The following is a 13,416-nucleotide window of genomic DNA, read 5'->3' on the forward strand; positions in this document are numbered from 1 at the left end:
GCGGCGCGCGCCGGACATCCACGCTCGCGGCGCCGCTTCAGCCGTTCAGGCCCGCGCAGGAGAGCCGCGCTCCGGCCGGGAGCTCCAGCCCGAAGCGGGTCTTCAGGACGTCGAGGAGCTCGTCATCCCCGAGCTGGAACCACTCGAACTGGCCGCCCCGGAGCACCCCCAGCTGGCGGTTGTGCAGCGTCACGCGCCCCTCCGGCGAGGCGATCGCCGCGAGCACATTGCTCACGAACAGCGAGTCGGGGTGGGTGGACGTGTAATGGTTCGCCACCTCGTAATCGACCGGGAATTGCTCCTCGAGCGTGAACGCATAGAGATCCTGCCACGGATCGCGCCCCCTCGACTCGAGCACCCACGTGTCGCCCTCCCGGCGCAGGCCGACCACGTCGTGCGCCTGCGCCTGGCTCTCCCCCTCCACGAGCCGGATCGGCTGCGTGAGGCCCGGACCGCCGAAGCCGACGTCCGCGATGAACGGCCCCTCGGGCAGCTCGACCAGGGACACCATATGAGTCCGCGGGCCGATCTCGCTCCGACGGAACCTCACCCGCGCGATGAGCGTCGTGACCTTGAACCCGATCCGGCGCAGCGCCGCGACGAACAGGGTGTTCTGCTCGAAGCAGTAGCCGCCCCGGCGCGCCTTGACGAGCTTGGCCTGCACGCCGGCCAGGTCGACGCGGATCGGACGGCCGAGGACGACATCGAGGTTCTCGAAAGGGATGGAGTAGGCGTGTGCGGTGTGCAGCGCATCGAGCACCTCCCGCGTGGCAGTGAGCGCCCCGCGGTAGCCGATGCGGGCGAGGTAGGCGTCGAGATCGAGCGAAGCGGTATCGGGTGCGGGCGGATGCATTGGGCCCTCAAGGATACGCGCGTCGCCCCTGGCCGCGCCAGACGGAAGCTCGCGGGGCCGCCGGCGCGAGGCCGTCGTCGCGCGCGCTCGGGCCCGCATCTCTGCGCCGCGCGCCGCGCGCCGCGCGCCTTCGGCCCGAGCTGCGGTGGACCGCAGACGTCGATTCGCCCCCGCGGCTTGACCGCCACTGCACCGGCCAGCACACTCCCGACAGTGGAGCCGATCTACCGGGCCAGCGCGCGGCGTGCTCGGTCGCCCTCTGCTGCAGAGAGCGCTCGGTGCCGCTCTGCGCGAAGCCGCCTGCCAAGCCGTTCGCCGAGCCGCCCGGTAGAACGCCGTGGCGCGCGCCGCGCCGAGCGCGGGCGGACTCGACGGCTCGCGCGGCGCAGCCTGACCGCCGGTTGAGGGCCATGCCCGGGCCCGATCGCTACACGCTGACGGAGGTCCTGCGCGAGGAGACCAGGTATGTCGTCCACCGCGGCGTGCGGAACGAGGACGGCTGTCCGGTATTGCTCAAGATTCCCCGGGCAGAGCGCCTCGATCGCCGGGACGTGGCGCGCCTGCGCCACGAGCTCGAGATCGGGCGGAGGCTCAGCGACAAGACCGCGATCAGGCCGTGTGAGCTCACGACGTACCGGGACCGGCCGGCGCTCGTCCTGGAGGACTTCCGCGGGCGCTCGCTCGACCGGATGCTCGGCGCGCCGATGGAGCTCGGGCGGTTCTTGACGATCGCCGCCCGAACCTCCGCCGCGCTCGCGGACATCCACGCGAAGGGGGTTGTCCACAAGGACATCAAACCCCAGAACATCCTGCTCGATCCGGAGTCGGGAGAGGTGAAGATCGTGAGCTTCGATCTCGCGTCCTTCCTCCCGGAGGAGCAGAGCGATGGGCGGAGCCCGGGCGTCATCGAGGGGACCCTCGGCTACATCGCGCCGGAGCAGACAGGGCGCCTCGACCGGGCGGTCGATCACCGCGCCGACCTCTACTCGCTCGGCGTCACGCTCTACGAGATGCTCACGGGCGTCCTGCCCTTCTCGGCCGGCGACGCCCTGGAGTGGGTCCACTGCCACGCCGCCGTGCTCCCCCGGCCGCCCTCGGAGCTCGTCCCCGGCATCCCGCCGACGGTGTCCGAGCTCGTCATGAAGCTCCTGGCCAAGGCCGCCGAGGACCGTTACCAGAGCGCGCGCGGCGTCACGCGCGACCTCGAGCGCTGCCTCGAGCGGCTCACGACGGTCGCGCACATCGACCCATTTCCGCTCGGAGAGCACGACTTCTCCGGCCTCTTCCGGATCCCGAAGAAGCTCTATGGCCGCGAGCGCGAGGCCTCCGCCCTCCTCGCCGCCTTCGCGCGCGTCGCCCTGCGCGGCGCGCCCGAGCTCGTCCTGCTCGCCGGCGGCGCCGGGGCCGGCAAGACGTCGCTGGTGCACGAGCTCCACCGCACGTCGGTCCGCGGGCGAGGCCTCTTCGCGGCGGGCAAATTCGACCAGCGGCACCAGCACGTCCCCTACGCCACGCTCGTCCACGCGCTCCGCGAGCTCCTGCTCGGCGTCCTCGGCGCGAGCGAGCCCGTCGTCGGCGAGTGGCGGAGGCGGCTCTCCGCGGCGCTCGGCAAGAGCGCGCAGCTCGTCATCGACGTCCTCCCCGAGGTGGAGCTCATCCTCGGCGAGCAGCCGCCCGTCCCCGAGCTGCCGCTGAGCGAGGTGCAGCGCCGGTTCGAGGCGGTGTTCCGGCAGCTCGCCTCCGTCTTCTGCCGCGCGGAGCGCCCTCTCGTGCTCTTCCTCGACGACCTCCAGTGGGCAGACCCGGAGAGCCTCTCGCTCCTCGAGCAGCTCGTCACCCACCCCGAGGCGCGGCACCTGCTCGCCATCGGCGCCTACCGCGACGTCGAGGTGGGGCCGCTCCACCCGCTCGCGCGCATGCTCGAGCGCGCGCGGGGCGCCGGCGCGCCGGTCCGCGAGATCGAGATCCCGCCGCTCTCCACCGGGGACGTCCAGCGGCTCGTCGCCGACACGGTCCAGGCGAGCTGCGAGGACAGCGCCCCGCTCGCGCGGCTCGTCCACGAGCGGACCGCCGGCAACCCGTTCTTCGCCACGCAGTTCCTGGCCATGCTCCACAAGGACGGCCTGCTCGAGGCCGATCTGCGCGCCGGCGCCTTCCGGTGGGACATCGGCGCGATCCGCGAGAAGGGCCTCGCCGACAACGTGATCGATCTCATGATCACGAAGATCAAGCGCCTCTCCGAGCCCGCCCAGGAGGCGCTCACGCTCGCCGCGTGCGTGGGGAACACCGTCGACGCCGGCACCCTCGCCGTCATCCGCGATCGGCATACGGGCGCGATTCACGAGGACCACCGGGAGCTCGTGCGCGAGGGGCTGCTCCTCCGGTCCGGCGACACCTACCGGTTCCTCCACGACCGCGTCCAGCAGGCGGCCTATGCGCTCATCCCGGAGGAGGATCGCGCGGCGGTGCACCTCCGCATCGGCCGGCTGCTCTCCGCCCGCGCGGCGGCCGACGCCGCCGATCCGCGCATCTTCGAGATCGCCGGCCACCTCAACCTGGGCTCGGCGCTGGTGACGGACCGCCGCGAGCGGGACCGGATCGCCAGGCTCAACCTGATGGCGGGCCGGCGGGCCAAGGCCTCTTCCGCCTTCGCCGCGGCGGCCCGCTACCTCGCGGCGGGCATGGCGCTGCTCGCGGACGACGCGTGGGAGGAGGAGTACGCGCTCACGCTCGATCTCCACGGCGAGGGCGCGCGCTGCGCCTTCCTGAGCGGCGATTTCGCCGCCGCCGAGCGGCTCGTCGGCGCGCTCGTCGAGCGCGCCCGGAGCCGGCTCGATCTGGCGGAGGTCCACCGCATCGAGATCGATCTGCACACGACCCGGGCCGATTTCGAGCGGGCGGCGCGGAGCGCCCTCGCCTGCGCGCGCCGCTTCGGCGTCGACCTCCCGCTCCACCCGGCGCGCGACGCCGTGGAGCGCGCGGCGCGCGAGGTGTGGGGCGAGATCCGCGATCGCCGCGCCGAGGCGCTCGCCCTCCTGCCGCGCATGGCCGATCCGGACACCGCGGCCCTCATGAGCACCCTGTCGACCGCGCTGCCGTCGGCCTACTACACCGATCCGGACCTCTACGGCCTCATCGCGTGCCACATGGTCCGGCTCAGCCTGCGCGCGGGCAACTCGGACGCTTCGCCGCCCGGCTACGTCGCGTTCGGCGGGACGCTCGGCCGCGTCCTCGGGCTCTACCGCGAGAGCTACCGGTTCGGCGAGCTCGCCCGCGCGCTGCTCGACGCCGGCGGTCAGGCCGGGAGCCGGGCGCAGATCCTCCACATGATCAGCACCTTCATCGACCCCTGGATCCGCCCCTTCCGGGACGTGGTCGGCCTCTTCCACGAGGCCTTCGACGAGGCCATCGAGACCGGCACGCTCATCTACGCGTCGTACTGCTGCTTTCACATCGTGGCGCTGCGCCTCGCGTCGGGCGATCCCCTGGCGGACGTCGCCGCCGAGGCCGAGCGACGCCTGGAGTTCACGCGCCGGGCCCGGTACGACGCCATCCACGACATCGTGGCCGTCCTGCACCGGCTCGTGCAGCGCCTGCGCGGTCGCGAGCCGGGCCGGGCGGGCGAGGGCGCGGAGGACGAAGGCGCCCGGCCGCGCGAGGCGGCGTCGCCGCTCACGCGCTTCTACGAGCGCCTGTACGCGGCCCTGGCGGCGCTCCTGTTCGGGCGCTACGGCGAGGCCGTCGACGCGGCGGCCGCGGCGGGCGAGCTGCTCGGCCTGGTGACCGGCCAGATCCAGGCCGCCGACCACGGCTACATCGCGGCGCTCGCGCTGTCCTGCCGCGCCCGCGCGCTGCCCGAGGCCGAGCGGCGCGCGCTCCTCCCCGCCCTGCGGGCGCACGAGGCGGAGCTCCGCCGCTGGGCGGAGGTGGCGCCCGCGAACCAGGAGGACCGCCACGCGCTGGTGTCGGCCGAGATCGCGCGCATCGCGGGCGACGAGCTCGCCGCGATGCGCCTCTACGAGCAGGCCATCCGGGCCGCGCGCGCGAACGGCTTCGTCCAGGGCGAGGCGCTCGCCCAGGAGCTCGCCGCCGCGTTCTACCGCGACCGCGGCTTCGACCTGATCGCCGACACCTACCTCGGCGCGGCCCGCTCCTCGTACGCCCGCTGGGGCGCCGACGCGAAGGTGAAGCAGCTCGACAAGCTGTATCCGCACCTCGCGGCGCGGCCGCTCGCGGCGACGAGCACGGTCACCATGCCGGCCGAGGAGCTCGATCGGCTGGCCGTCGTGAAGGCGTCGCAGAGCATCTCCGGCGAGATCCTGGTGCCCCGGCTCGAGGAGGCGCTGCTCCGGGTCGTGCTCGCGCACGCGGGCGCGCAGAAGGGCTATCTGCTGGAGGCCGGCCGCGGCGCCGCGTCGATCCGGGCGAGGGCGAGGATCGAGGGGGGCAGGCCGTTCGCGGAGGCGCTCGCGGGCGAGGCGCGCGCGCCGGCGTCCTCGGCCGCGCTGCCGCTATCGATCGTCAACTACGTCCTCCGGACCGGCGAGCCGGTCGTCCTCGACGACGCGGGGGAGTCGCGCTTCTCGGCGGACGAGTACGTCGCGCAGGCCAGGCCGCGATCGGTCCTGTGCATGCCGATCGCGCGGCGCTCCGGGGCCTCCGCGATCCTCTACCTGGAGAACGCGGCGATGCGCGGCGCGTTCACCGAGGGCACGCTCGCGGTGCTCGAGCTCCTCTCGTCGCAGGCCGCCATCTCGCTCGAGAACGCGTCGCTCTACGCGGCGCTGAAGAAGAGCCAGGAGCAGCTCCAGGCCATCGTCGACAACTCGCCGGCGGTCATCTACGTCAAGGACCTCGAGGGCCGCCTGCTCCTCGTCAACCGGTGTTACGAGCGGGCGACGCAGCGGCCGAGGGATCAGATCATCGGCCGGAGGGATCACGACCTCTTCCCGCCGGAGACCGCGGAGCTGTTCGCCGCGAACGATCGCCGGGCGCTCGAGATGGAGACGCTGCTCGATCTCGAGGAGGTGGTCCCGCAGGAGGACGGGCCGCACACGTACCTCACCCTCAAGTTCACGCTGCGCGACGCGGCGGGGGCCGCGTATGCGGTCTGCGGCATCTCCACGGACATCACCGAGCGCAAGCGGACGGCGATGGCCGAGCGCTTCCTGGCGGAGGCGACCCGGCGGTTCGTGGCCGATCTCGGCTACGAGGCGACGCTGGAGGCGATCGCCCAGGTCGCGGTGCCCGAGCTCGCCGAGGGCGCCGCGCTCTACGTGCTCGACGAGGCGGGCGCGCTCGAGCTCTCGGCCGTGGCGGCGGGCTCGCCGGAGAGCGCCGAGCGGCTGCGCGCGCTCGCCTCGCCCGAGAGCGCGCCGTGGGCGCCTCGCCGCGCGCTGGGCGCGGAGCGCGCCGAGCTCGGCCGCGTGGACGATGGAGTCCTGCGGCGCTGGGCCGCGGCCGCGGCGCGCCCCGAGGCGCTCTTGGCGCTCGCGCCGGCGGCGTACCTGAACGCGCCGCTGTTGACGCGGGATCGCTGCCTCGGGGTGCTCTCGCTGGTGCGGACGGGGGCGGCGCCGCCCTATGGCCGGGCCGACGCCGAGCTCGTGGAGGAGCTCGCGCGGCGGGCGGCGATCGTGCTCGACAACGCGCGGCTTTATCGCGAGGCGCAGCGGGCGATCCAGGTCCGCGAGGACTTCCTCTCGGTCGCCTCCCACGAGCTCCGCACGCCGCTCACGCCGCTCAAGCTGAAGCTCGGGCTGCTGCAGAAGAAGCTCGCGACCGAGGCCGCGGACCCGTCGCTCGAGCGCATGGTCACGGCGAGCCTGGGGCAGGTCGAGCGGATCGAGGTGCTCCTCGACAGCCTCCTCGACGTCGACCGGGTCGCCCGCCGCGGGCTCGACCTGGAGCTCGCGGAGGTCGACCTCGCCGCGCTGGCGCGCGAGGTCGTGGCCCTGCTCGGCGAGGCTTTCTCGCGGGCGGGCTGTCGCGTCGAGCTCGACGCGCGAGGCCCGGTGCTCGGCCGCTTCGACCGGCTCCGCGTCGCGCAGGTCCTGAGGAGCCTGCTCAACAACGCGATCAAGTTCGGCGCCGGCCGCCCCATCGAGGTGACGGTCGAGGGGCGCGGCGGCGCGGCGCGGGTCGCCGTGCGCGATCACGGGATCGGCATCGCGCCCGAGGATCTGGAGCGCATCTTCAAGCGCTTCGAGCGGGCGGTCTCGACGCGGTTCTACGGCGGGCTCGGGCTCGGGCTCTATCTCGCGAACGAGATCGTCCGGGCGCACGGGGGCACGATCCAGGTGGCGAGCCAGCGGGGCGAGGGCGCCTGCTTCACCGTGGATCTGCCGCGCCGGCCCGCGTCGTGATCTGCTGGAACAGGAGAGAGAATTTAACGCAAAGGCGCAAGGAAGAGAGAGATATATTGAACATCAATTCTCTTTCGCATCTTTGCGTCTTTGCGCCTCTGCGTTAAATTCTCCCTCTTCATCATCATCCAATCTTCTGCCGCCCTGGCAGCTCCCCTCACGCCCCCTGCGCGTCGGGAAAGAGCCGCTGGAAGTTGTCCTTGTCGATCGCCTTCTCGAGCGCCGCCTGGACGGAGATGGTGTCCTTCTTGACGAGCCGCTCCAGCGCCATGTCCATCGTCTGCATGCCGGCGGAGCGGCCGGCCTGCATCAGGTTCGTGATCTGGAACGTCTTGCCCTCGCGGATCATCGCGGACAGCGCGCTGGACCCGACGAGGATCTCGTGCGCGGCGACGCGGCCCGTGCCGTCCTTCGTGCGGAGGAGCTGCTGGGCGATGATCGCGGCGAGGCTCTCGGCCAGCATGCCGCGGACCTGGAGCTGCTCGTCGGCAGGGAACGCGTTGATGATGCGGTCGATCGTCGCGGCGGCGCTGTTCGTGTGGACCGTGCCGAAGACGAGGACGCCGAAGCTCGCGAGCTGCAAGGCGAGCTTCATCGTCTCGTTCGTCCTGAGCTCGCCGATCAGGATCACGTCGGCGTCCTCCCGCCCGGCGCTGCGGATCGCGCTCGCGAAGCTGCCCGCGTCGGGGCCGACCTCGCGGTGCGTGATCTGGGCCTTGATCGGGCTGTGCACGAACTCGACCGGATCCTCGATCGTGAGGACATGGCAGGCGCGCGAGCGGTTGATGTGGTCGATCATCGCCGCCAGCGTCGTCGACTTGCCCGAGCCGGTCGGGCCCGTGATCAAGATGAGCCCGCTCTGCCGCTCCGACAGCCGGCGGATGATCTCGGGGCACCCGAGATCGTCGAGGGAGAGGATCTTGCTCGGGATGGTGCGGAAGACGGCCGCGAGCCCGGTCGTCTTGTAGAAGTAGTTGGCGCGAAAACGGGCCTTGTCCGCGTAGGAATAGGCGAAATCGAGGTCGAGCTCGTCGACGATCCGCCGCCGCTCCTCGGCGGTCGTGATCTCGAAGAGGAGCGCCTCCATCTCGGCCGCGTCGAGGGGCGTGTCGCGCAGCGGGACGAGCTCGCCGCGGGCGCGGACGAGCGGCGGATAGCCGATGCCGAGGTGCAGGTCGCTGCCCTTCCTGATCAGGAGCTCGTCGAAGAGGCGATCGATCCTGGCCACGCTAGCCTCCCTTCTTCCCGAAGAGCGCGCCCGCGCGCTCGAACAGGCCCTTGCCCGCCTCGGGGGCGCCGGGACGCGACGCCTCGGGCGGCGGGGCGGGAGGCTTCCTGTCCGGCGCGAGCGCGGGCTGCCGCTTGCCGCTGAGGACCGCCTCGAGCTCGTCCGGCGCCTCGGCCACCGCGAGCGCGGCCTCGAGCGTCGTCTTCCCGGCGCGGACGAGGTCGGCCAGCGAGTCGTCGAGGCGGATGATCCCGAGGCCCTTCCCCCGCTGCTGGAGGCTCGGGATCTGGAACGTCTTCGAGTCGCGGATGAGGTTCCACAGCGCGACCGAGCCGGGCAGGACCTCGGCGGCGGCCACCATGCGCTTGCCGTCCGCGCTCGGCAGGAGCCGCTGGCTGACGATGAGCCGGAGGCCGCCCGCGAGGGTGACGCGGACCTGCTGCTGATCGCCGGGCGGGAAGAGGTCGATCAGCCGATCGATGGTCTTCGCCGCGCTCGGGGTGTTCATCGTGCCGAGCACGAGGTGGCCCGTCTCGCTCGCCGACAGCGCCATGCGCACCGTCGCCGTGTCCCGGAGCTCGCCGACGACGATGACGTCGGGGTCCTCGCGCAGCGAGGCCTTGAGGGCGTTCTCGAACGAGCGGGTGTGCGTGCCGACCTCGCGCTGGCTGATCATCGCCTTGCCGCGCGCGTGGACGAACTCGACCGGATCCTCGACCGTGATGATGTGGTGGCTGGTCTCGCGGTTCAGGATGTCGACGATCGCGGTCAGCGTCGTGGTCTTGCCGTGGCCCGTCGGCCCGGTGATCACGATGAGGCCCTGATGGTGGCGGGCGGCGAGCCCGATCGCGTCGGGCAGGCCGAGCGACGCGAGGGTGGGGATGGTGCGCGCGATCAGGCGGAAGCAGCCCTTGTACCCCCGGCGGTGGCGCGCGATGTTCACCCGGAAGCGGCCGAGCGCGGCGAGCTCCAGGGCGAAGTCGCAGGAGCCCTCGGCCTCGAGGACCGGCGAGAGCCGCGCGGGGACGCGCGGGAGCAGGAGCGACTCGACCGCCGCCGGGTCGAGCGGATCGCCGTGCGGCACGAGCTCGCCCGCGATGCGCAGGAGCGGCGGGCGGCCGGCGACGAGGTGGAGATCGCTCGCGCCCTGATCGCGCGCCATGGCGAGCAGCCCGTCGAGGGCGCCCGCCGGGACGTCGGCGGACGAGGGCCGCGCGCGCGGGCCCGCCGCGGCCGGCCGGGCGGCGGCGCGGGGCTCGGCCGGCGGCGCGGACGCGCGGCCGGCGCGGGGCTCGGCCAGCGCGTCCTCGCCGCGCGGATCGAAGCGCGGCGTCGAGGGGCGGCCGGCGCGGGGCTCGGGCGGCGCGTCCTCGCCGCGCGGATCGAAGCGCGGCGTCGAGGGGCGGCCGGCGCGGGGCTCGGCGGGCGGCGGCGGCCCGCCGCGCAGGTCGAAGGCGAGCTCGGAGGAGCTCGGGCGCTTCGCGTCCGGGTCGCGCGGCGGCGGGCGCTGCGCCTCCTCGGGCGCGAGGTGCTCCCGCATGGAGAACTGCTGCGAGGGGCGGGCGATCGGCGCGGCGGCGGCCCCGGGCGCCGCGGCGGCGGCCCCGGGCCCCGCGGCGGCTCCGGGCGCGGCGGACGACGGCTGCATCCGCGTCATGCGGGCGTGCACGAGGTCGCCTTGGCGCGCGGCGACGACTGAGATGGCGCCGATGCCCTCGATGCGGATGTGCCACTGCGACGGCTTCGCGCCGAGCGCCTCGATGTGGCGGCCGCCGCCGAGGGCGCTGAGGAGCATGAGGATGTCCTCGGTGGTGAGGGCGCCGGGATCGACGGCCTGGAAGGCGCCCGAGATCTTGACGCTGGGCATGCGCCCCGTGGCCACGGCGAACTCCGTCACCTCGGGGCGATTCAGTTGCGAGAGCCAGGATCGAAGGGCGTTCATCGTCGTCGCTCGTCTCCGCAAGCCGACTCTATCAACGATGAGGCGCGGTGTTTCAAAATGTCGTGCGGGGACGGCGAGATCCGGAGGGCGGCCTCACCGGGCCGCGCGCGGCCTGCGCGGCCTGCGCGACCTGCGCGGCCTGCGCGGCCTGCGCGGCCTGCGCGGGCTGGCGCTGGCGGCGCGCCGCCCCCCTCCGCCGCGCCGCGACGGCGCGCGGCGGCCGCGGCCCCCTGCGCGGGCGGCGCAGCTCACGCGGGCGGCGTGCTCAGCAGAGGCGATGTCGGGGCTACTGGATCGCGAGCTTGAGCCGCGCGCCCTTCACGAAGTGGCCCGGCGCCTTGCCCTTCTCCGCGGCCGGCGCCTGCTGCTCCGAGTCGATGGTGAGCTGCATGTTGCCGGTGGCCTCGATCTTCTTCATCGTCACCCTGGCGATCTCGACATATTTCGTGGGACTCGCGCCCTTGGGATCCTCGATCCTGCGGAAGAGCACCGCCTTGGTCCCCGCGGCGACCGGCGTCGCGCTGGTGGCGACGAGCGGCCGCAGCGTCGCGACCTTCCCGGCGCGGGAGACCAGCATGCCGTAGACCTCCACGGAGTAGCTGTCCCACTCGCCCGCACCGGGCGTGGCAGCGGGCTCTGCCGCAGGCGCGCTCTCCGCGCCCGGGGCCGCCGCCGGCGCGCCCCCGGGCGCGGCCGGTCGCGTCGCCCCCGGGTGCTCCGCCGAGGCCGTGAACGGCGTGGCAGAGAGGAGCGCGGCCGCACCCGCCGCGACGAGGGATCGCGAGTACCTGGAGAGTCCAACACCCAACGTCTTCATGCACTCCGCTCCTTCGCTTCAATGAGACCCCACGGCCCGCGTCCACCCGGCGAGGCCGCAAACACCCCAGTACCAAAACTTCTCATCCTGCCCGAGACTGCCACTCTTCGCAACTCTTTTTTCGGCTTCGCGGTCGCGGTCATCGCGTCATCCCGCATCGCCGCCGTCACCGCATCGCCGGATTCTCCAGATTCCGATTCCGGCGCTGGCTGCTCGGCGAGGCTGACCGGCCCTGGAGGAGCGGCGCGCGCAAGAGCGCGTCGCGGCTCGCCCGAGCTCACCTGTCACCTGCGCCTGCGGCTCGCCTGTCGTTCTGGCTCGCCCGCCGTTCGGCGCTGTCGTTCTGGCTGCCTGGTTACCCGGCTCGACCGCTCGCCTGGGCTCTCCGGCTCGCCTGGCTGGCTCCGCCCACGGGTAGGTCAGCGCGCTTCGCGCGAGGCGCGCTCTCGAGGAGCGAGAGGCCCGCGCGAGCGACCGGCGTGCTCGGTCCAAGCTCGCCGCATCTCATTCTGACCCGTCCGACGACACCAGCTGCGCACAACACCGCGACCTCTCCCTCGTCAACATCGCCCCGGGACATCCCCGTTGCCTTCCAACATCGCCGACGCGAACATCGATGTCGGAGTAAAAGTCGCGTTCCAACCAAGATATCACGCCTTCGTCAAAGCAGAACAGAAATTTTCGAGAGCAAGCGATTCTGGTGCGCCCTCGTGCGTCCATGTACGCGCCTGGTTCACGTGCTCGCGTGCTCGCGTGGTTGCATGGTCGCGTGGTCGCGTGGTCGCGTACGTTGCGCGCGTGCGGCGGTGTACGGCGGACGGCCGCGCGGCTGTAGGATGGCCGCGGAGGAAGAGAGCCCATGCCCACCGTCACCGATCACTACGACAAGCTCCTCGCCGAGCACTACTCCAGGATGTTCGGGGACTACGACGCCAAGGTCGCCGAGCAGCGAGCGCTCTTCGAGCGCCTCGGCGTTCGCCCCGAGGGCGCCTCGGAGGCCATCGACCTCGGGTGCGGCTCGGGCTTCCAGTCCCTCGCGCTGGCGCAGCTCGGGTTCCGGGTGACGGCGGTGGACGCCTCGGACAAGCTCCTCGCCGAGCTCGACGCGCGCCGCGGGCAGCTCCCCGTCGACCTCGCCCGAGGCGATCTCCTCGACGCGCTGGAGCGCCCGGGTCCCCCCTGCGCGCTCGCCGTATGCATGGGCGACACGCTCCCGCACCTCGGCAGCAAGGGGGACGTAGAGCGGATGTTCGCCGGCTGCAGGCGGCGCCTCGCGCCCGGCGGCCAGCTCGTGCTCACCTTCCGCGATCTCACCCGAGAGCTCGAGGGCGCCGACCGGTTCATCCCCGTGCACGACTCGGCGGATGTGATCATGACCTGTTTCCTCGAATACGAACCGGAGACGGTCAAGGTGCACGATCTCGTCCACACGCGCGGCCCCGAGGACGGACGGTGGAGGCTGTCAGCGAGCTTTTATCGCAAGCTGCGGCTCTCCCCCGATTGGGTCTGCGACAGGCTCGAAGCGGCCGGATTCCGCGTCACCCACCGCGAGATCGCGCGCGGCCTCGTCACCCTCGTCGCGCGCTCCGGAGGCGGGGTGGGCCGGGATACGAACACCGGGTCAAAACCCTGCACAGGAGGTTGATGGCCAGGTCGCGGCGGCGCTACCTTGATAGGGGAGGATGAGACCCATGTCCGAGAGAGCACAGCAGACAGGCACGAAGGACGCCGGGCAAGCGGCGGCCGTGAGCCGGCCGTCGCGGGATGAGGTCCAGGACCTGCGGCGCGAGCGGGACGAAGCGCGCCAGATCCTGATCACGCTGGTGACGGCGCTCAAGCGCGCGACGTTCCGGCACGGCACGTACATCGACGGGCTCGGCGCCGCGATGGTCGCCGTGGACCGGTGGTCCAAGCCGCAAGGCTGAACACCCCGCCAGCGAGGCCCCTCGCGCCGCTGCGGGGCCGGTACGTTACCGACGGGCGCGTCCACGCGGCTCGACGTCCCTGACACCCCCTTCCTCCAGCCCCGACGCGGGCGCCTCGACCGAGGCACCGAGAGGGCGCGACGCCGTTCCACCGCGCATCGCGCACTCGGGTCCTCCAGCGCTGTCGGTTCTCCCCGGGCCGCGCCGACGACACGATCCCTGGATAGCTCGCAATCCACGCGGGTCGACTGCGCCGGCCGGACGCGAGCAATTCTAATTGACGGCG

General features: G+C 72.7%; 7 protein-coding genes. 3 read left to right on the top strand and 4 right to left on the bottom strand.

Annotated elements, in window-relative coordinates; translation table 11 throughout:
• Positions 1-37: 37 nt before the first annotated feature.
• Positions 38-853, bottom strand: coding sequence for an arylamine N-acetyltransferase family protein (locus tag WME83_RS33295; RefSeq protein ID WP_437313738.1), 816 nt, complete (start codon positions 851-853; stop codon positions 38-40).
• A gap of 410 nt (positions 854-1,263) precedes the next feature.
• Here WME83_RS33295 and WME83_RS33300 point away from each other — a divergent pair, with 410 nt between their 5' ends.
• Entirely contained in the window at positions 1,264-7,218 is a 5,955-nt protein-coding gene (locus WME83_RS33300) for an AAA family ATPase (RefSeq protein WP_437313739.1), read from the top strand.
• 157 nt (positions 7,219-7,375) lie between these two features.
• On the opposite strand, the gene WME83_RS33305 is transcribed toward WME83_RS33300, so the two are convergent.
• From WME83_RS33305 to WME83_RS33315, 3 genes are all read right to left on the bottom strand, one after another.
• Positions 7,376-8,446 (bottom strand): type IV pilus twitching motility protein PilT, encoded by a 1,071-nt coding sequence (locus WME83_RS33305; protein ID WP_437313740.1) that lies wholly within the window; start codon positions 8,444-8,446, stop codon positions 7,376-7,378.
• Position 8,447: 1 nt separating this feature from the next.
• Positions 8,448-10,388 carry a PilT/PilU family type 4a pilus ATPase gene (locus WME83_RS33310; protein WP_437313741.1) on the bottom strand — a complete coding sequence of 647 codons (1,941 nt, stop codon included), beginning with the start codon at positions 10,386-10,388 and terminating at the stop codon, positions 8,448-8,450.
• A 286-nt stretch (positions 10,389-10,674) separates the two neighbouring features.
• Positions 10,675-11,205: a hypothetical protein gene (locus WME83_RS33315; RefSeq protein WP_437313742.1), complete on the bottom strand. Its 531-nt coding sequence runs from the start codon at positions 11,203-11,205 to the stop codon at positions 10,675-10,677.
• 859 nt (positions 11,206-12,064) lie between these two features.
• Between WME83_RS33315 and WME83_RS33320 the strand changes: the two genes are divergently transcribed.
• Positions 12,065-12,850, top strand: a complete 786-nt coding sequence (locus WME83_RS33320; protein ID WP_437313743.1) for a class I SAM-dependent DNA methyltransferase — start codon at positions 12,065-12,067, stop codon at positions 12,848-12,850.
• A 46-nt stretch (positions 12,851-12,896) separates the two neighbouring features.
• Complete coding sequence (locus WME83_RS33325) at positions 12,897-13,130, top strand: hypothetical protein (protein WP_437313744.1); 234 nt, start codon at positions 12,897-12,899, stop codon at positions 13,128-13,130.
• The last annotated feature ends 286 nt before the right edge of the window (positions 13,131-13,416 follow it).

The sequence above is a fragment of the Sorangium sp. So ce385 genome (assembly GCF_051474135.1).
Classification (GTDB): Bacteria; Myxococcota_A; Polyangia; order Polyangiales; family Polyangiaceae; genus Sorangium; species Sorangium cellulosum_D.

Coding starts and splice junctions, on each gene's coding strand:
- WME83_RS33325 (WP_437313744.1), top strand. CDS start 12,897: ATGTCCGAGAGAGCACAGCAGACAGGCACGAAGGACGCCGGGCAAGCG.
- WME83_RS33315 (WP_437313742.1), bottom strand. CDS start 11,205: ATGAAGACGTTGGGTGTTGGACTCTCCAGGTACTCGCGATCCCTCGTC.
- WME83_RS33300 (WP_437313739.1), top strand. CDS start 1,264: ATGCCCGGGCCCGATCGCTACACGCTGACGGAGGTCCTGCGCGAGGAG.
- WME83_RS33310 (WP_437313741.1), bottom strand. CDS start 10,388: ATGAACGCCCTTCGATCCTGGCTCTCGCAACTGAATCGCCCCGAGGTG.
- WME83_RS33320 (WP_437313743.1), top strand. CDS start 12,065: ATGCCCACCGTCACCGATCACTACGACAAGCTCCTCGCCGAGCACTAC.
- WME83_RS33295 (WP_437313738.1), bottom strand. CDS start 853: ATGCATCCGCCCGCACCCGATACCGCTTCGCTCGATCTCGACGCCTAC.